General features: G+C 40.1%; 21 protein-coding genes and 1 pseudogene. 3 read left to right on the top strand and 19 right to left on the bottom strand.

Going from position 1 to position 19812, the window contains the following annotated elements; genetic code table 11:
• Positions 1 to 253 precede the first annotated feature (253 nt).
• Positions 254 to 430: a hypothetical protein gene (locus FTU12_RS12345; protein WP_168379654.1), complete on the bottom strand. Its 177-nt coding sequence runs from the start codon at positions 428 to 430 to the stop codon at positions 254 to 256.
• Between the two features lie 418 nt (positions 431 to 848).
• Positions 849 to 2102, bottom strand: coding sequence for an NADP-dependent isocitrate dehydrogenase (icd, locus tag FTU12_RS12340; protein ID WP_180004095.1), 1254 nt, complete (start codon positions 2100 to 2102; stop codon positions 849 to 851).
• Between the two features lie 378 nt (positions 2103 to 2480).
• Between icd and FTU12_RS12335 the strand changes: the two genes are divergently transcribed.
• Entirely contained in the window at positions 2481 to 3698 is a 1218-nt protein-coding gene (locus FTU12_RS12335; RefSeq protein ID WP_180114493.1) for an integrase arm-type DNA-binding domain-containing protein, read from the top strand.
• Between the two features lie 272 nt (positions 3699 to 3970).
• Positions 3971 to 5293, top strand: coding sequence for a hypothetical protein (locus tag FTU12_RS12330; RefSeq protein ID WP_180114492.1), 1323 nt, complete (start codon positions 3971 to 3973; stop codon positions 5291 to 5293).
• A gap of 71 nt (positions 5294 to 5364) precedes the next feature.
• Here the strand turns inward: FTU12_RS12330 and FTU12_RS12325 are convergent, their stop codons facing one another.
• The 13 genes from FTU12_RS12325 to FTU12_RS12265 form a co-directional block, all read right to left on the bottom strand.
• Positions 5365 to 6141, bottom strand: a complete 777-nt coding sequence (locus tag FTU12_RS12325; protein WP_180114491.1) for an N-acetylmuramoyl-L-alanine amidase — start codon at positions 6139 to 6141, stop codon at positions 5365 to 5367.
• Positions 6125 to 6418, bottom strand: coding sequence for a phage holin family protein (locus FTU12_RS12320; protein ID WP_180114490.1), 294 nt, complete (start codon positions 6416 to 6418; stop codon positions 6125 to 6127). Before FTU12_RS12320 ends, FTU12_RS12325 begins: the two co-directional genes overlap by 17 nt.
• A gap of 44 nt (positions 6419 to 6462) precedes the next feature.
• Positions 6463 to 7125 carry a leucine-rich repeat protein gene (locus FTU12_RS12315; RefSeq protein WP_180114489.1) on the bottom strand — a complete coding sequence of 221 codons (663 nt, stop codon included), beginning with the start codon at positions 7123 to 7125 and terminating at the stop codon, positions 6463 to 6465.
• Between the two features lie 2 nt (positions 7126 to 7127).
• A complete protein-coding gene (locus FTU12_RS12310; RefSeq protein ID WP_180114488.1) occupies positions 7128 to 10121 on the bottom strand; it encodes a hypothetical protein in 2994 nt (997 codons plus the stop codon).
• On the bottom strand, positions 10108 to 10296 hold the full coding sequence (locus tag FTU12_RS12305) for a hypothetical protein (RefSeq protein WP_180114487.1): 189 nt from the start codon (positions 10294 to 10296) through the stop codon (positions 10108 to 10110). The genes FTU12_RS12310 and FTU12_RS12305 overlap by 14 nt, the downstream gene beginning before the upstream one ends.
• Positions 10293 to 10601: a hypothetical protein gene (locus tag FTU12_RS12300; RefSeq protein WP_218955952.1), complete on the bottom strand. Its 309-nt coding sequence runs from the start codon at positions 10599 to 10601 to the stop codon at positions 10293 to 10295. Before FTU12_RS12300 ends, FTU12_RS12305 begins: the two co-directional genes overlap by 4 nt.
• A gap of 7 nt (positions 10602 to 10608) precedes the next feature.
• A complete protein-coding gene (locus FTU12_RS12295) occupies positions 10609 to 11526 on the bottom strand; it encodes a phage BR0599 family protein (RefSeq protein WP_180114486.1) in 918 nt (305 codons plus the stop codon).
• Positions 11523 to 12734: a hypothetical protein gene (locus FTU12_RS12290; protein WP_180114485.1), complete on the bottom strand. Its 1212-nt coding sequence runs from the start codon at positions 12732 to 12734 to the stop codon at positions 11523 to 11525. The genes FTU12_RS12295 and FTU12_RS12290 overlap by 4 nt, the downstream gene beginning before the upstream one ends.
• Positions 12735 to 12799: 65 nt before the next feature.
• Positions 12800 to 13150: a hypothetical protein gene (locus tag FTU12_RS12285; RefSeq protein ID WP_168378333.1), complete on the bottom strand. Its 351-nt coding sequence runs from the start codon at positions 13148 to 13150 to the stop codon at positions 12800 to 12802.
• Positions 13151 to 13158: 8 nt separating this feature from the next.
• Positions 13159 to 16335 (bottom strand): tape measure protein, encoded by a 3177-nt coding sequence (locus tag FTU12_RS12280; RefSeq protein WP_180114484.1) that lies wholly within the window; start codon positions 16333 to 16335, stop codon positions 13159 to 13161.
• A gap of 60 nt (positions 16336 to 16395) precedes the next feature.
• Positions 16396 to 16926 (bottom strand): hypothetical protein, encoded by a 531-nt coding sequence (locus tag FTU12_RS12275; RefSeq protein ID WP_180114483.1) that lies wholly within the window; start codon positions 16924 to 16926, stop codon positions 16396 to 16398.
• Between the two features lie 82 nt (positions 16927 to 17008).
• On the bottom strand, positions 17009 to 17839 hold the full coding sequence (locus FTU12_RS12270) for a BRO family protein (protein WP_180114482.1): 831 nt from the start codon (positions 17837 to 17839) through the stop codon (positions 17009 to 17011).
• Positions 17840 to 17920: 81 nt separating this feature from the next.
• Complete coding sequence (locus tag FTU12_RS12265) at positions 17921 to 18076, bottom strand: hypothetical protein (protein WP_180114481.1); 156 nt, start codon at positions 18074 to 18076, stop codon at positions 17921 to 17923.
• 117 nt (positions 18077 to 18193) lie between these two features.
• Between FTU12_RS12265 and FTU12_RS12260 the strand changes: the two genes are divergently transcribed.
• Entirely contained in the window at positions 18194 to 18472 is a 279-nt protein-coding gene (locus tag FTU12_RS12260; protein ID WP_180114480.1) for an Arc family DNA-binding protein, read from the top strand.
• A 12-nt stretch (positions 18473 to 18484) separates the two neighbouring features.
• On the opposite strand, the gene FTU12_RS16600 is transcribed toward FTU12_RS12260, so the two are convergent.
• The 4 genes and pseudogenes from FTU12_RS16600 to FTU12_RS16535 form a co-directional block, all read right to left on the bottom strand.
• Positions 18485 to 18610: a hypothetical protein gene (locus FTU12_RS16600; protein ID WP_306669346.1), complete on the bottom strand. Its 126-nt coding sequence runs from the start codon at positions 18608 to 18610 to the stop codon at positions 18485 to 18487.
• Positions 18611 to 18723: 113 nt separating this feature from the next.
• Positions 18724 to 19131: a phage tail assembly chaperone family protein, TAC gene (locus FTU12_RS12250; RefSeq protein WP_180114479.1), complete on the bottom strand. Its 408-nt coding sequence runs from the start codon at positions 19129 to 19131 to the stop codon at positions 18724 to 18726.
• Positions 19131 to 19601 carry a phage tail tube protein gene (locus FTU12_RS12245; RefSeq protein WP_180114478.1) on the bottom strand — a complete coding sequence of 157 codons (471 nt, stop codon included), beginning with the start codon at positions 19599 to 19601 and terminating at the stop codon, positions 19131 to 19133. The genes FTU12_RS12250 and FTU12_RS12245 overlap by 1 nt, the downstream gene beginning before the upstream one ends.
• Before the next feature lie 87 nt (positions 19602 to 19688).
• Positions 19689 to 19812 (bottom strand): annotated as a pseudogene (locus tag FTU12_RS16535) (phage antirepressor Ant); the annotation flags it as partial.

The raw sequence follows: 19812 nt of genomic DNA, 5'->3' as shown, positions 1-19812 counted from the left end.
AGACCTATATAAATAGGTCTTTTCATTTTGATAAAGAGTGAATGGGCTAAGCTTTTTTCAGCTTTTTCTTTAATTTTTTCAGAGCAGAATTATGCTTTGAAATTTTGTTCAACCTCGCTTTAATTTCCTTTTTAAGTGATTTGGTTTTCTTAGACAAATTCATCTCCTTCTCGTCTACGTATAAATCTTAAATTTAGTTCAATGAGTAAATCGTTCGGACAAATGAACTTTGACTCACAAAGTCTTTAGTCTATTAATGATGTTGTTGACGCTGATTTCGTTGATGCGGCTGTTGTTTCTGTTTCTTTTGGTCTTGTTGCTGTTGCTGTTGCTGTTGCTGTTGCTGTTGCTGTTGCTGTTGCTGTTGCTGATCATTTTGCTGCTGTTGTTGATCAGATTGTTGGTTTTGTTGATGCTGTTTACGAGACATTTCATTTCTCCTTATCATCATAAGTATCACAATGTACTGTTACTAGATGTACATCTACTAAAGGACAACAACCAATGTACCGCTAATTTTCATGGAACCAACCCGATAAATGTTTCGAATTACGTCATTGTAAAATTTATGGAGAATAATTAATTTGAAATCAATCCCCCTCTATTTTCTGCATTACCTAAGTTCACTCGAATAGCGCGGTTTTAAACTTTTAGTAACATGACAAGCATGCCAGACCATCTGATTGATTGCGTGAAGTCACCTTTTGATTGCTGTTTTTTGAATGGTATTGAGAAGCTATGATTCTGTGTTTTTAATGTTTAGTCCTAAAAAAGGACTGAATGATTCAATCCTTTTTACCTAGCCTTTTATGCATCTAGCTTTTTTACACCTAGATTAGCAAATAAAGTTAGTCCATATGCTCAATGATGGCTTGTCCAAACTCCGAACAACGCAAGAGTTTTGCACCTTGCATGAGTCGTTCAAAATCATAGGTCACTGTTTTGGCTTCAATCGCCCCCGCAATACCTTTAATAATTAGATCTGCCGCTTCAGTCCAGCCCATATTTCGCAGCATCATTTCTGCAGACAGAATAATAGACCCAGGGTTTACTTTGTCTTGACCCGCATATTTAGGTGCAGTGCCATGTGTCGCTTCATAAACTTGTACCGCGCCACCAATATTGGCACCCGGTGCAATACCAATACCGCCAACTTCAGCCGCCAAGGCATCCGAAATATAGTCACCGTTTAAATTCAGGGTAGCAATAACTGAATAATCGGTCGGACGCATGAGAATCTGCTGTAAAAAAGCGTCCGCGATCGCATCTTTAATCACGATTTCTTTGCCCGTTTTTGGATTTTTTATTTTGACCCAAGGACCACCATCTAGCAATTCACCACCAAAGCGCTCAAGTGCGACTTCATAACCCCACTCTTTAAACGCCCCTTCGGTATATTTCATGATATTACCTTTGTGCACCAAAGTGACATTCGGCTTATCATTATCAATGGCGAATTGAATAGCTTTACGTACCAAACGCTGAGAACCTTCTTTAGATACAGGCTTAATCCCGATACCGCAATTTTCCTCAAAGCGAATCTTAGTGACGCCCATTTCCTCTTTAAGAAATTTGATCATTTTCTTGGCTTCAGGCGAATCTGCTTTCCATTCGATCCCTGCGTAAATATCTTCTGAGTTCTCTCGGAAGATCACCATGTCTGTACGTTCAGGATGCTGAACAGGTGAAGGAACGCCCTTAAACCAACGTACTGGGCGCACACAGACGTAGAGATCTAATTCTTGACGTAGTGCAACATTTAGCGAACGAATGCCACCACCGACAGGCGTCGTTAACGGCCCTTTAATTGAAACCACAAATTCGCGTAAAGCCTCAAAGGTTTCTTCGGGCATATAGGTGCCATAAATTTTATTGGCTTTTTCACCACAATAGACTTCCATCCATTCTATGGCACGTTTTCCACCATAAGCTTTTTGTACTGCGGCATTCACCACGGTTTTCATCACGGGCGTGATATCAACACCTATACCATCGCCTTCAATAAACGGAATAATTGGATTATTGGGAACATTGAATGATAAGTCTGAATTTACTGTAATTTTTGTCCCATCCACTGGAACGACGATCTTCTGATAACCCATTTTTATGATCCTCCCTGAGAAGCGAGTGAAAAAATAATTGCTGTTTGATAAGACTTTTAATTGCGCTTCACGCATAATACTCTAAAGCAAATCTACCTTTTTTGAGATTTAGATGGGAAATAGCTGCATTTCCCTGTTGAATAAATCTTAACCAATTTGAATTATTGTATTTAATAGAAGTTATTTCCTATGAAAATCGTCATCTTAAACAATTCTGATAATAATAATTCGTTATAATCCTATATAGTTCGCCACGTCTGCTATTAACCTTTAAATTAGAATAATTAAAGTTCGCTACAGTTCGATAAATTCCATTTTAATTCGCATCAAAAACGGGTATCTTGACGGGTAACATTAAAATTACCCGTGTTACCCGTCATGCTTTCAGATGCAAAAGTAAAAACACTTAAACCTAAAGATAAGTCTTATCGCATTTTAGATGCTGAGCGGCTTTATATAGAGGTTCGCCCTACTGGTACGAAGATATGGCGCTTCAAATACACACTGAATGGCAAAGAGGGAACTATTAGTTTTGGTGAATATCCTGCTGTAACCCTACAGGAAGCGAGAAAACTAAAAGATGATGCACGTGCAAAATTAGCTAAAGGATTAAATCCATCACAAGAAAAGAAGAAAGAAAAATTAGAAAAACGAATTAAAGCCAGCAATACATTCAAGGCTATAGCTGAAGAATATGCAGCTGAGCAAATGAAACACAAATCCCCTGATTATGTAGAGCGATTCAAAAATTGCATGCAGATGGATGTATATAAAGAAATTGGCTCACTACCAATTAAAGACATTACATCTGCTCACATATTATCTGTGATGAAAAACACCATAAGTCGCATTAGTGCATCCCCTAAATTCGGAACAGGTGAAGCAGCAGCAAACTTAAATCGTAGATTTATCGGCCTAGTTATGCGTTATGCAATTATCACATCTCGATTGGATAATGATCCTACATACGCATTAAGAAGTGTGGTATCTCAGCCAGCAGTCGAGCATGCAAGAGCGCTTGATCCCCAGGAAAGAAAAGAACTGCGTAGAAAAATTGATAGCTATAATGGCTCTACAGTTGTCAGAAATGCTGGCTTAGCAATGCTTTACTCAATGTTAAGGACTGTTGAGATTAGGAAGTTAGAATGGTCATACATTGATTTTGAATCTAAGACTATTACGCTTCCCCGATCATCAAGACAAACGCAACAAGATCGTGTTATGAAGAAAAATAGGACTCATATCGTCCCAATTTCGTCACAGCTTTTTGACTTGCTTCAGCAGCAGTACGCATTATCGGGAGATCAAATTTATGTTTTCCCTTCACCTCAACGTCGTAATAATATGTTGTCTAGGACTACATTAAATAGAATGCTTGAATACATGGGCATGTCAGCAGTTACTGCTCATGATTTTCGTGCAACTGCTTCAACAGCTTTATATGAAAAAGGCTATAAAGAAGACTGGATTGAGCTCCAGTTAGCCCATGTAAGCGGCAATAAAACTAAAGCCTCATACAATCATGCTAAACATCTAAATGAGCGTAGAAAAATGATGCAAGATTGGGCTGATATGGTTGATGGATGGGAGGAATAAAAATGAAAACATGGCTCTACTTTTATATAGAACACACTGTAAAAAATGGGCTCTACGGAATATTTAGTGAAATTCAATAATTCATAGATACTTCGTAGAGCTAAAGTAAATAATAGCTTGTGATTAAAATAATGTAAATCTACTGAAGAGCAATCTATAATTTTAATAAATAAGTTTAACTTAATGGTTTTTTGTGTTTTGCTTAAAATTTAGATATGGTTAATTATTAAATGTCTTTATAGCTATAACTATTAGAGTTAATGCAGGCGTTTATGAAAAAAATAAATATACCTTTCCTGTTTTGTCTATTAGCCTTGTGTTCATGCACAACCCAATTACCTATTAGACAACCAATCGAATTAAATCCAAATGAGGTTTTAAACTCTCGTAAGTTTACTTTAGAGGGTAAATCTTTTTTACAAACAACTTCATTGTTTTTACCAGTTGGATCAATTATAGATTTCAGGGTTGGCGCCATGCCGTATTACTGGTTTTCTGTTAATAATAATGAAAATTCACCTACATTATATTCTCGTGATCTCACCAGTATGATTCATTTTGAGACAGGTGAAAGATCTTTAATTAAAAATCAATCGAATAAAACCATGATTAAGCGCATCTCATATGGAGACTACCAAAAAGAGGAGTTTAGCAAATTTCTTAGTCGCTTAAATGATATTGATTACGTTATTAATATAGAAATTAAGGGTAATGATCAATCAGAAGATGGGGCTGCTAGTTCAGATAAATCTGATTCTGTTCAGAATGTCATGGCTATACCTACGACAAATATTAAAACTGTAGCTAACAATATCGAAGGTAATGTTCCCTACATGCTTTTTGCCTACAACAAGAAAGATAATACTCAATTTAAAATTGTGACACCTTCAAATTTACTGGATATCCAAAAAAGTAAAAATTTTGAAAATATTGAGTTCTTTTTAGCGGCTTACCCAAGTATCTATCTATTACTCCCAGGTGATGATTTAAGAATCTATTTTCAAAAGTTAAATCAAAAGGTCTCTAACACTCCGCTAAATAGTGATAGTGATTGTCAGGGGTTCATTAGGAATCCAGATTCATTAATAACCAAATCTAAACTTCAAGGAGTTGATGGAAATTGCCCTTATTTAAAATATTGGATGGTAAATTATCTAATATCTGCTAAAGCTGTAGTATATCTCAATAAATCTGCTGTGATAAAAGATTTTAACCTTGATGCTAAAATCCCCGACAATAGCCTTTCGGAGATAAATAGATTACTGTGGAATGTTGAGTCTGGTAAAAAAGTAACTATTAACTATAGTAAAAATAATGGGATATTAAACACAACTGCTATGCAATTTTTTGAACGAAAAGTTGATATGCTTCCTTTGAGTTGGAATTGTGATGAAAAAAATAATAGTTCAGTTTGTATTCCTTCAGGCCCAGGGTTCCTAACAGATGATCAAAAACAAGACGTAGAAAGTGAGACCCCTATTTATGGTGTTTTTAATCTTCGCCCGCAACATATGGAAACAATGATAGAAGAGGCCCCTAAATTCAACTTAAACATAGATATGGTTAAAGAGGATATAAAGAGAAGTACAAAATAATATTGTGACACATCTCATGTGTGCCTTAACTCCAAACACTAGAATTAAAGGCAACTAACCCACCAAGGCCCTCACTTGAGGGCTTTTTCATGTTCGATAATTACTTGAGCAACAGCTTTCGCAGCTGACCAATACTTTGAGTTAAATGCGGCGAGTTCCGTATCATTCGAAATAAATCCAAGTTCTACAATCAAGCCGCCAGCATTGATAAATCCGAGTTTTCCGCGTGCCGACTGTGATTGATCAATCCAACCCTTATCGCCGCGTAATCGAGATCCAAAAACATCAGCAACGGCTTTAGATAACTTTTGAGCCAAGATCTTATCTTTGGGGAGGGCAATTGTCTCAATGCCATTTGCTTGGCTATTTGTAGATGCATTCATGTGGAATTCAATTGCGATCGATGCGCCCTTTGCTAGGGCAATTGCATTCGTTAGAGGAAGGTTGATAATTCCTGCACCATCGGTTTTATAAGACAGACCTGCGGCTGCAAGATAATGTGCTACAGCATTTCGGAATTGTCTCACCAACTCTGCTTCTTTATATTTGCCGTTTACAGCTCCTGGATCTGAATTACTATGCCCTGCAGTAATTGTCATAAATTGATTTACATCGTGTAGTTCAGGCTGCTTTTTCAGACGTGCAAGCACCGTAGCCACACCAATAAAGAGACCTACCCACTCTGCAATGTTTTCAGGAATCTTGTTTTTTAGTTCTTGTGGAATAACATTCCAGATATTTAAAAACTGCTCTGAGAATAAAATCAAGGCATAAAAAAAGGCGCTTAATGCGCCCACTTGTACTGACTTGAGTTTCCAAGCTTGTTTCCAGTTATCGATTAGTTTCATTTTCAATCCTGTCAATTTTCTTACTTACGAAATGCGTGCCTTTGTAGCCAACAACTGATGCAAAACCCACTGAAATGATTTCAGGAAAACCTAGCCATGTTGTCAGCGACCAAAAGCCTACTGCAAAAAATCCACACATAAACGCTTCAAGCCAATCGGCCTGCCCTCGTTTCTTAGCGGTACGAAATAAAGCCATTAAAAAAGCCATCACAAACGATGCAATGGCTGTATAAAAAGGGCTTACTGATTCAGCGACTTGTTTAGAAAAGTCGTCCATTAAATTCCCCTAATTTTGGCAATAAAAAAGCACCTGATGGTGCGTTAAATGGCTTGTATTCGACTTCCGAATGTTTTCCAGACATTCGCTGCTTTATATGCTGCCACAGATGCAGCAGGAACCTTGATTATGCAAGTTCCTTTTAAATAAGCAAAAGTGTTAGCTTCTATTGTTGGTGGTGTATTAGCTTTCACTGTAATTGTGTTGCACTGAGTTAAATCTGTGAACGCCATAGATCCAATACTACTGACCGCCTGCCCAATAACTACAGTTTTGGCGTTGGTCCAGTTTGCAAAAGCAATAACCTCAATAGTTTCAATAGTGTCACCCACTACAAGCGACTGCGCTGCAGACCATGAACCAAACGCATTATATCCCACTATTGTAGGTCCATCTGAAATAACTAGTCCCTGAGCTGCGCTTGGGATTGACCCTGTTCCTGCAACATTCATTGCATTGTCATTTATTCGACCAGACAACCCGTTTAATGTTATTACCCCAATGTTCTGAGGAAAGTCAACCATTGTGCCGCTAAACTGAAAATTGTTTATCTGTGGAATTACATCAGTTGGAGCATAAAGCTCAATAGTTTTTGTTGCCGAATCTTTTTCAGCAGTCACTGTGACTTTTTGCCCACTTGTGTATGAAGATGAAAAAGGGACTGTAAAGTCCCCATTTGCATCTGCCACCCCTGTATAAGTCGCCATTTTTATTCCTCAATTTCAATTGTAATGGTTGCGCCCGGATCAGCTTTACCGCTAATGCTTGAACCATCGAAGCGCATATTTACTTTGAGTGACTCATCCACATTTACAGAAATACTTGCAGCTGGAACTGTTGATCCGATAACTTTATCTTTTGATAATGTGGCTGTAAGAACTAAACTCACTGATTCAACAAAGAAGTTGTGCTCAAATATTTGATAAGATTTAAACCCATCACGTAGAGACCAAAGCTTCAATTTGTGTGCTTTATTTTGCAAAAGAACAGATGCTGGGATTGTGTAGCTACCCGAACTAATATTGATTGCGCTATGAATAATTCCATCTTGAACGGTGGATAATTCAAGCGAATATGTAACCCCATTTTCTAAAGTCACACCATTATCAAACCAACCAATTATTTCGCCACCCGTTTGTTGAGCGCGGTTTCGATGCGCCCAAGTCAATAAAATATCGTTAGAAATGACGTGAGTTTCTGGAAAATAATTTCCATTGAATTTCACGTTAGCTGGAGGATAAGGTCGAATTGCACGCGCATTCATTTCAATAGCAATTGAGCCCTTATTTTCAAGCATGCCAGACGGGGTTGTGGTCAGTGCTGAAACGAGAACCTCTTCACCAGCAACATATTCAGTTGAATCATAAGCAACATCATTTCCACAGAAATAAAGTTTTGTGCCTGCTCCCCATTCTTGCGGCAATGAATCAAGCGCACCACGTTTCACACTCACAACACCGGTATACGGATCAATACCTATGAACACCATCCACTCACCCGGTGTTCCAATCCAGTCACTGCCACATTTAATTAAAGTACCAATTGGCAAGCCTGAAATTGCAGCACTATCTTTTACTGTAAAGTTTGTTGATGTTCTTGAAATGATCTGATCAAGTTCAGCGACAGGCTCGTAGTTAATTGTTGCAGCACGAAGCCATTCCTCACCCTCTGTACCGTCGTGCGTCATCATGACGGCATAAAGAGAGTTCGATTGCGGTTGTTCAGCTACTACTCCGACTAAGCCGAAGTTATTTTCATAACTCAACTCCTCATCCACTTGGCGCTGACCAAGTGCCATGACTGCTAGATAATAAGGCATTTCAAAGGGCTCGTATGGACAAGCCAATGGAGGTTGCACACCAACATCAATAGGCTCATCAATGACCACATCAGACCACAAATGACTTGAATACGGTACAACTTCAACAAAATCAATCGAAACATCAGCACCCTTACCAAGATTAATCTTCATAATCCGAACTGTAATTTCACCTTGCCATTTACGCGGCCAAGCCAATTTCAATAAGTCGTATCGGTTCCACTTTCGGGCATTGTACTCAGCAGTGGTGAAAGAGCCTTTCCACACCGGTGATGACATCTGCTTCAATTTCCACTGAGACACAACCGCAGCATTACGCTGATTCATGAAATATGGAAAATCTGCATCTTCAGCATTTACACGCCCGTTTAAATTTCGGATTGATGCGTTTTCAGCAATTGAAAACGATGAGTCTTTAATTGCATCACGATTGTAATAGCTCACATTGAGTTGATTAATCCCTTCATCCGCATTTGCAACTTCAAGCGACATGCTTTTGATTTTATTGATAGCAATGGTGTGAATTTCACTTTCTTCAAACCAATCGTCACGAAATAAAACCATTTCATACAAGCCAGTTTGGCGATTTACACGCACACCCGCTTCGATGTGCCCACAAAGCTCATTGATTGCTTCAAGACATGATTTTTCAGTTATTGACCATGAAATTCCGAGACCCTCATCCCAAATTCGATCTGCGGCTTTCATGAAATTTACATTATTCACATCAGACTCTGGTTTGCTCATTGCCGTGTCATCAGTGAGAATTTCGCGTATTTTATGAATTGGATTTATGTCTCCCGAGTCAAAACTAAACCATGTTAGGTCTGCTTTTACATCAAAAGCTATATCTGTTCCCGCATAAATTGTATTACTTCCATTTGTGAGTAAAACCCCACCGGAGCAACCTATTTCGAACTTAATAAATGATGCTTTTGATAGATCAATAGCAACTTCATAAGTCTCAACTCTGTAAACACCATCTATTACAGTTGAAATTTTTCTATCATACAATAGCGCTTCCGGTGATAGCACTGTCCATTTTTTTGAGAAATTTTTAGCAGCTACTCTGAGTTGATATGTCGCTGTTGCTATCCCAACATTCGGAAAATTATTAATTTCGAAATAAGTGTAATGCTCACCACCAAAATATTCTTCTTGGTCTGTATTATATATAGAAACCCCTATCGCTAGCGCTCCAAAATATTGCATCGCTGCTGAAGTACGATCAGGCTTAGTGTTGTATTCCCCTGTTTCACTTGTTGTTATATTTTCATTATCCCAGTATGAGTACTTTTCTACTGTTTTTGTTGAAAAATAATGAAATCCTTCAGGTAGCAAGATACTTGAATCCCCGGAGTGGTGTTCTGTGCCTATCTCCGCTTTCTCATCATACCACTGCGTCCGCCCATCATTTCTAACATGAATACGCTTCACCCAAAGCAACATCTCTTTCATGTAGCCTGAGTTGCCGAGGTAAAAACCACCCTCACTGTAAGGTAATAATGAACCAGCAATACCACCAACAATTCCAGAAAAATCAATCTTAATTCCAGTGAAAGCCAAATATGATTGAAAAGGAAATGATGATGCGGGCAATCCTTTTGACTCCATATAAGACTTATAAAATGGCAATACTTCTTGATCATTTCTGCCATATTGCACATGAACAGTTCCAGCAACACCTCCTTCATTTTCACCATATAAAAAAGGCTTATTAATAATTCCTTGTGCTAAAGGATTGCCATTTTCATCAACAAAAGGCGATATCCATCCGCGCTTATCAAAGTTAATGCCAAGCACCTTTTCAATTGGATTTCCAATAAATAAAAGTAGGTTTGCGTAGTATCTATGCCCGGTGACTTGCTTTTTACTTTTGCCCATTTTCTGCCACCTTAACTACCTGCATTGCCATTGCGTCATTCGTATTAATAAAGTCCTGAGCATCACGCCCATTCTTAAGAAAATCCTGCCAATCCCAACCTTGAGCCAAAAAAAATGCTCGCGATCCGCGAGCACACATTTTAGCCTTTCGTAAATCTGAGATATAAATTTTCATTTCTTCCCACCTTTGCTTTTAATCGCTTTGGTTGTTTGCCCCCAAAGATGCGTGATATTTCCATACATGTGAGGGCTGCCTGCTATATCACTAAATGAAGTACCTTCATCTGCAATTGTTCCATCAAGCTGATTTGGCTTTTGCTGATTCTTTTTCTGCATTTTCCGCATTTGCAGATATGTATAAATGCCGACCGCGACCGATACCACAGCTGAAGCAATCAACCCAATAATTACTGGTGCTAAGGCTTTTGTGTGCTGAATCTGGGAAACATCGTAATGGGCAATAATCTGTTGTATTTCCATATTTAACTCACTTAATTAGCTGCGTCTCAAGCGGATTCTGACTTGGAATGAACGGGTGTCCGCCAAATCTAGCACCGTTGCCAAGCTTATCTTCACAAGTTTTATGGGATTGATCACAACCTGGCGCAACACGAACCACATCACCAACTTTTAATCCCACATGCTGACGATAAAGGTTTAGAGAATTTCCACCACCCGACGTAATTGTGGTGTAAACACCATCTTTCACTAACAGGCCTAAATTCAACCATCCAGCAGGATATGCTTTAGTCTCCATAACAGGAGCACCATCTTCAAAAGTTGGATTGCCTTGACCGTCTAAAACAGGTTGACCCAATTCATCTAAAACAGGGATTTGTTCAAAGACCGGATTACCCTGCTCATCGAGCACCTGTGTTGGCACCACGCTAAAACTTACAACCAAACCTGATACCGCTGTGACCATTACTTCAAATGACAGTTTCTCAAAATCCAAACCACACCAACGGTCGTAAATTGAGTTTGGACACGAAGACTGAAATTTGCGCGTCAAAATATTGCGGTTTAAGTACGATTCACCGGTTTCACATACCAATGTCAGTGTGTCTGCATCTTCATCAAATTTCGGCTGCGTCACACGGCCTTTATGCAGTACCAGCGTTTCGTTTTGATATAGCTCAAGGATTGTGACAGTTACACCACCATAAAAGATTTTCCCCGCAAATACTGCAGCAAGGTTTTCACCTTCCGCATTTAATAAGCTCATTTGCGGAAGTGTTACTTCGGTATCACACTTATCAATGCTTTCATCTTCAATCGCAGTGCGTGAAAGACCGCGAATTGGCAGATATTCAATACCTGCGTGTGTGATTACTTTACGCTGATTGGTGAAATACCACGTGCGAGTACCGTGCTTAAATTGATAGAGTTCCGCTCTCGTTTTCATGATGAAAGCTCCACGATTGGCACAGTGACTTGCGTTTTATGTGCACCTAAAAATTGAAATTCAATTTGGTCCGCATCAAGCCGATGCAGGCCTAAATAGCAAATGGTTTGGATGTTGCTGCGTTGAGCATTGATTGCTGGCGATACAGTGAGTGAACCGCCTGTTTTCGCAGTAATCGTGTGCGCTGTCCAAGTGCCATCTTTGCGTTTCACAGCAATGTGTTTGCGATCCGCCTCAAGCAAATACTTTGTGTTTGTACTGAGTGAGGTGGTGATGTTTCCAGTATTGAGAATATTCAAATGCTTTTCATACAGCGGCATCCAAAATGCCTGAAAACGCCCCATTCGACGAAACAAAAACTTGCGATATTCTGTGTATTGGTTCCAATCACTCAGTAACGACTTAAATGGTTTTAAATATCGTGGCTTAGCCCAATGCGTAAAATCCTGAAAACCGCCGACATCGCCATCAATAATGTTTTGATGTTGCGTCAGTGTCATTTCTAAAGAATTACCATCAAGTAGCAAAGGCTTGAAGTAAATATCATCACCAAGGAATTGCTCAGGCACATCAGCTTCAAATTCAGGCGAATCCTCTGCAATCACACGAAACACAACGCTCGAGTTAGACCAAAAACCGCCAGTATTGATTGACGCATCGCCATCAATAATACAGATCCGTAGCGGCATGATTGATGCATTGGTTGCTGTCACATTAGCTGCAAGTCGAAAGCCGTCCTGATACTCAGTAATCAATTCTTGAATGATTTCTTGCGTTTCAGGATCTCGAATTTCTTTTTGCACAATGATGTAACGACCCACGCTCAAGATCTCAGCAACTTGAGCACCTTCAGAACTTTCAAGCAAAATAAAACCGACTCTAAGGTCGGCTTGGTGTGCTGTCGTGTTCATGACAATGAAGTCACTATCTTCCAGATCTGGAATGAGCTGTCGAAACTGTGGCAGCGGAATACCCCACTGTTTACGCAAATTTGCATAAAGCATATGGAACATATCACCCATGGCTTTACGCATATTCACATAGTTAAAGCTCAAGATTTGACGTGGTGCATCACGGTGAATGTATCGAATTTCGCTACCATCAAACGATTCATGCACCTCGGTCTTAAACTCAAGACGTTCGGTAGAATCAAGTAGAGGGCAATTTGTTAATACGTGTACTTCGCCATATTTGGTTTGTATTTTCATTTTGTCCTCGAATTACAGGCAATAAAAAACCGCCTTGATGGGCGGCTCATATTTAAAAATTCAACTTAATTTATATACTCTAAACAGAATCTATAAACTTCACGATCATAGGTGCTATGAACTAACCTTTGTGTAAATTCTTTAAGATGAGTGTGTGTTTCAAGCAATCCTTCACGCCATTCCTGATGTAAAGGATCTGGATCATCTTCACGAATAAGAGGTAGTGCTATTGGGTATACAAACAGGTTTTCAAATACCGGCTTAAATTCAGCCTTAAATTGGTCAGCATAAGATGCAACGCCAGCACTTGAGAAATCCTTATCAATATGATTACTCATTACCAACCATGCTTTTTCACCAACCTCATCAATCTCAACATCAATGCTGGATCTTTCAAATTTAATAATATTGCTCAAATTAACCTCTACATTTTGCTTTTATTTCGTCTGTAATGATACATGAATGCTTTCTCACCATCTGGGCCATATAAGTGATCTTTGGCATCATCCTCATCCTTAACTATAATCACACGCAGATTATTTTCGATAGATTGTGATCTTTCGGGTTTATTCGCAAGATAATTCGTCAAATCCTTATTTTGCTGTGGATTCAACACACGTTCACCGCCATCGAGCAGCCAAGTACCTTCTTTCGGAATGTTATCTATACCATTGTGGGCCATACCTGTAATATTTACCGACCTAATGCTTGCAGCTTGGGCAACCTGTAATGCTGCCGCTGCCGCTCCAATTGCGGGCGCAATATACGGGCCAATATAAGGCGTCCCAACAACAGCATCATAAGCTTTTGAATAAGCAGCTGGGATGTTTAGCATTGCTTGCGCAACAGCAAAAGCTTTTTGTGCAGCAAATAATACGGCGTACGTTTTAGAGTTTTCATCAACTAGGCTTGCAAAACCTCCAAGCATACCCTCCATATAACTAGCAGTTGATTTAGCTTGAAGTTGCAACCTTGCGTTCTGATATTCTTCTTCAGTAATCAGCATCTGAGCACGTGCTTCAGCAAGTAAATCCATATCTTCTTGGTATGGCGATTTATCCAAGCCCATCATGGACTTGTAGTCTCCCCATACCTGCTCACGTTCAGCATTCGACTCCAGGCCCTGATTGAAGTTAGCCTCTTTAACAAGACTTTGCTTCATTTCAGGTGAATATTCAGCAGTATTAAGAATTTCTTCTCGTACTAATGCGTAATATTCTTTGGCGTAGTCGGATGCCGTCATCCAGTGGCGTTTGGCTTCAAGGAGTTGTTTTGATTGGCTGATTTGCAGCATCTTACGCTCGATTGCATATTGCTCATCAAGCGCTTGAAGTTTTGCCTCCCTTTGCACCTTGGTTAGTTTTGCATCTGCTAAAATCTCTTGTTCTTTAATATTAAAAGAGTACGAAAGTTTTTGGTTTTCTGTGAGCCTGTGTTCCGCAACCTCCCAAGCAAATTGCATTTCAGCAAGCTTTTTTTCCTCTGCGTAACGAGCTTCTGCTAGTACTATGTATTGACCCATTCCGTTTTTACGAAGTCTGCTTATCTCATCTGTTAGTGCCAACTTTCGCTGGTCATCAATAGATGAGTATTCAAAAACGATCCGCTTCTGTTCTTCAAGGGTTCTATTTAACTCGTTCTGGGCTTTTGTTTCCTCTCTTGCTGCTGCGGTTCTTGTTCTTGATCGCACTGCTGATGTGGCATGAGTCTTATTGTATGCCTCAACGGTTTTATTGAGCTTTTCTTGCTCTTGGTTTTTAAAAAGAATAGCTGCCGCCTCTTCTCTACTCACCTGACCGTTTTTAACAGCTAACTCCGCTAGATCGGCTGCTACTTTTGGATTATACCCTTTGGCAATCAGCGTGTTTGTGGTCCTAGCTACAACACCTGCTTGTCTTGCTTTTTCTGCAAATTCGGAAAGCGCATTGGTTGCATTGCGAATACCGCCTGCTGCTGCATCCCCACCGTTAGCAACACCGTATAAAGTAGATTCAAGTTGCGCGATTAAGCTATTTTGCTTACCCACCTCATCGCCCGCAGTTTTAACAGACCCAGCGAACAAATTAAACTCATTCTTTGCTTGCTGGGTGATGTTTTTATTGCTGTTAATCGAGCGGCTAAAATCCTCAAGCGTTATTGCACCTGACTTGTACTGCAAAGTAAGGGCAGATACTTCTCTAGCCTGCTCTCTTGTCATGTCGCTATGTCGGGCGACCTTTAAGCTGTATGTAATAAGCTTAGTTGCAGCGTTATCATATTCATCATTCAGCGCTGCGAGTTGTTCTTTTTCAACAACCAATTGTTCACGCTGCTTGACCTCGCCAAGCTCTTTGTACTTCTGGACTGCATCCGCCACTGTTTGATTGTTTGCACGTAAAGACTCGGTTGACTTATCCGTGTTGTCGCGCATGAGTAGATAGCTTGCCGCAACAGTTGCTACAGTCAAACCTAAGCCGATTGGTCCACCAAAAAGCGCCAATGCTCCACGTCCTGCGGTAGCTAAAACCCCCATTGAAAGTGTTGCTGCCTTTGCTGCGGCTGCTTTTTGATATGCTGCTGCGGCATTTGACATCATTGCAGCAGTCTGTGCATTCATTGGTCCCATGGATTGAACCATTGCAGCAGTTGCAGCTAAGTCTGCTTTGGCGCGCTCATAATCTGCTAACACCTTATTTCTGGTTGCTATGGTATTTGCAAGCATTGCTGCGTTGGTTTTGCCAAACTCAACAACCATGCGCGAACCCATAGCTACCGCAACAACCGCTCCCACTGTTGCAACAACATTCAAATTGTCAGCCAAGATGCTTAATGCGCCAGCCATTTTGCTTGTCACACCATAAGTGACGTTAATCTCACCAACAAATGCACTGAATGAATTGCGCACCTTTTGCAAACCATCAGCAAGGCTGTTTTCCATGTTATCTGCTAATGCTTGGTTCGCATCTTTAGTCACTTCAAGCGTTGTTAATAGATCGCTTAATGCAATTTTCCCTGTAGCACCTAATTGTCGAATTTCAGCTTCGGTTCTACCTGTCACCTTCGCCATATCAGCAATAACATTGTCTGCTGCTGAAACAATACTAATCCATGCATCTGCATCAATCTTGCCTTTCGCCATTGATTTATTCAAAGCATCCATCGCGCTTTGCGCTTGGTCTGCACGTGCAGCATTTGCAACAAACGCATAAGATAGCGAATCTGCAACATTCAGCGTTTGTTCTGTAGTTTTGCCCAGTGATTTCATGCCGCCTGCAAGAGACAAATACACTTCTTGCGCTTCGCTAAGGGAGCGATATGTGCCGTTGGCTGTTTCAAGTAATCGCTTCTGAACCATATCATATTCAGCGGTATCAGTAGTGGCATTTCGGATACGCGCAGCCATCTGCGTGTATTCATCTGCCATATTGATTACCGAGCCAACCGTCAAGCTAGCCAATGCAGCAGCACCCAACCCTGCAATGGCTTTTGAGGCAGATGATACGCTCGATTCAATTCGCTTAGTTTCGCGTTGTGCAGTATCACCTGCCTTTTTCATAGGCTCAGTAAAGCTGCCAATCTTGGCGATTAAATCTAAAGTTAAAGTTCCAAGTTTGGTGCTCATATAAACCTCTGGGCAATAAAAAACCCCGCATTTAGCGGGGTGTTGTGTGTTTATTGGTTATTACAGTGCTTGATACTGTTTCAACATTTCATCGTATTTTTCAGAAAAACCTGCCAAATCAACCTCACCGTCTTTGTTGTACTCGTAAGGCCATTCTTGGTATCTAGTGTGTGCGATCTTTCCTTTTTTCATCTGCTCTACAACTTTTTGTGGTGTTTGGCTCACACCTTCATAGCCATATATTGTTTGATTGCCATCTATTTTGATTGCACTCTTGGTTCTAGGGAAATGGTTTCTTCCGACAAAAACACCTAACCTACCATTAATAATGCTAACCATTAATTCACTACCATATTGATGCGCATAACATATCTTTTTGCCATCAAATATGTCTTTTTTACAAGAAACCATCCAACCGTACTCCACTTCTGCGTTAAGTTGCGGAAGGTTTTTTCTCTTTGGTTTGACAATATCGTCTTGTGAATAGCTACCACTTTCTAATACTTTTGTTAATTCAGAAATTCGCTGCTCAGAATCATCAGCATGTGCGAATCCAGCAATCAATATAGTTAAAATTAATAGCTTTTTCACACCCTCACCCCAAATTTATAATTTAGAACAAGATACTAATATTGTGAGCAAAAAGAAACCTCCCGAAGGAGGTCTATGTTTTTTATTTAAGCCTGTAATCTAATGATATGCGCTCAGCAGAGCTCAAGTGCCATTGAAAATATTCAGTTCGCTCTCGCTGCTTTTTTAAATCTTCTTTATCAATAAAGTGGTATGCAAACATTGCTCCATCAGTAAAATGGTCGTGAATAGCTGCAGCCATATTGGGGCTTATTGCTCTTATTGGTTCACCAAACTTTTTCCACCATTCGCGAATCCAGAGCATGTGCCATGCCAAACCCTGCACATTGTTGTGATAATTTTTATCTATTTGGATTAAATTATCTTGCTTGGTTGAAACACGAGCCTTTAATTCCATTGTCTCTAAATAATGAATCGATTCAGGAAAATGAATTGCCAAAAGTTCTGCATAGCGTGGGATCTTAAAATGTCGATTATGGCGACTCCACATTTCAGCATAGATTTTACGGTTTCCCTGAGAGCGACGATCTACAATCTCATGAAGTAGTGCTTGTTGTTCAGGTGAAATAGATTGGCGACTCTCAAGCTGCTTAGTAACAACTTCACGATCCAACACATCCAAAACCCATTTGCGGAATTGTTTGGCGATTGCTGTTTTGGAGAACATTGCGATTAAGTGTGCTCCGCGTAAGCTGAAAATCCGCAGCCTCAAATTGAGGCTCTGGGGATTATCAATGACTTGCGTCATAGATTGATTAAATTCATCCTGATTGCGCTCATAAACCTGAGTTACAGCATTTGCCTTTGCATACCCTAATGCTCTAGCAAGTTCGCCAGCGGTCAACCAAATCTGGCCATCTCGCTCTACTGGTGAAAAATTTACTTCGTTAAAACTTAATGCTAAACTAGTCATGTTGACTTTCCTGTAAGTTGTTGACACATAAAACCTTGTTTAATCTTGGCGGATGGCAAGGTTTTTTTGTGCCTGTTGATTTCATGCTTTCGCACTCTTGTGTTTCTCTATCAATAATTTGACCGCCTCATTCAAAAGATAAACCATTGATCTTTTATCTTCCTTTGCAATCGCCTTAAGTTCTTTGTGGAGGTCGCTATCTAACCGACCCTTCACGTAAACAATTTCTTCTTTCATGCTACCTCCAATTATTGCCACATTTTGTGGCGTTTGATAACTATAGCCACACTTTGTGGTAATGTAAATACCTACCATGAAATATTTACCACAATTTGTGGCATTGAGGTTTTTTTAATGAGTAACCAAACTGATCACACTATAGTTAGATTGCGTGTGCCGCCTGAACTAAAACAAAAAATTGAAGAGTCGGCTGAGAAAAACAATCGATCCCAAAGTGCAGAAATGGTCGCTCGCCTAGAAGAAAGTTTCAAGGAGTCTGACGACCCTAAAACTCTTGAATCCTTAGCAAAAATAGTCAAAGAGACTACCGAGGAAACTACTCGACTACATAAAGAGCTTGTCAAAATCATTGAGCAGCAAAAAATTGAGATTGAGAATCTAAAGCAAGGCTGACCTTAATCAGCCTTACTCGCCACCGTATGTTTGAAGCATGTACTCCTCAAGCGACATTTCCTGTGGTTGCTCCTCATGCGGCATAAATGACTGTGCTTTTACGTCTTTGGCTCCTTTAGAGCTTAGGTATGTAGCCATTAGGTTTCCAATGGCTTGTTCAATGCGACGACCAATAAAAAGCGAGCCTCGTTTTTTTCGATAGACTCGCCACTTTGCCAACTCAGAAACACTAATGTTTCTCTTGGCTTCCTCTATTGTGCATCCGCCGATTCCGTTGACGACGAGTTCGCACCAGAATTCATCTTCTTCAAATGTTTCATCTGCTGCTTTCCCACAAAGTCATTCACATCATCACTAGCGCGGTGCAATGCATCCATAATTTGCGGCGCTGATTTTCCAACTTCATCAAGACTGGCAAATAGCGGCTGTTGCGTGTCTTTGTTGTAGATCGTTGCAAGGATGCGCATCTTCACCAAGTCAGCCATGAGTAGCTTATCAAGGTTTTTGCCGCGAGTAATACCCACGGATTCATCATAACTAAGGCGCTTAACAAGCACATCAGATGAAAAATCCTCACCATCCATTGTAAAATCCACCTGCTTTTCAACAAGTTGAGCAGCGCTTCCTGTTGAAAAGCTTAAAATGTCTACTTTCTTCATTATGGAGTCACCGATCGTGGAGTAATTACGACTGCTGAAGTACGAACAAGGGTGAATGTATAACCAACTAAGGTGTCTTGCTCAATCGTTGGTGCGGCTGGGTTGATATAGCCTTCAAATGACCACCAAATACGATCTTTTGGTAGGTCGATACCTGCAACCGTCTCATAAGTTGGTGCAGTCTTAGAATGGCTTGAGCCTACATACCAATCCACTTTTTCACCTGAATCAGCAAGCGCAATTAGCTTTAAATGGCTTGTGTTTTCATCATCAAGATCAATTTGTAGTGAACCTTCGCCCGGATCACGCAAGCCGCGCTCATAATCTTTAGTGTCTGAATCAAGACAAGTTGATTCAATCTTTGAGAACGAATCCTCACCGAATGAAAATGCTTTTGGGCAAGTGAAGCGAACAATCGCATCATCGACAACAGCAAAAATCTGTGTCCCGTTGGATTTAATACGCGCCATGAGTAGCTACTCCTCAAATTTTTGGCATAAAAAAACCACCTTTCGGTGGCATTAGTTTGGAAATAATTAACCCCGCACTTGGCGGGGTTATTCGTCTTCATCTTCTTTAAAATCTAAGGATGGTTGCGCCTCTTTAATCAGTTCATCCAATTCTTTAAGCATGGCTGGTTTTGTTTGCTTACCATGGATTGATAGGAAGCTTGCTGCGCCT

The sequence above is a fragment of the Acinetobacter sp. YH12063 genome, assembly GCF_013419715.1.
Lineage (GTDB): Bacteria > Pseudomonadota > Gammaproteobacteria > Pseudomonadales > Moraxellaceae > Acinetobacter > Acinetobacter amyesii.
The sequence above is the reverse complement of the archived record's forward strand: the minus strand, read 5'-3'. Positions and strand labels throughout refer to the sequence as shown.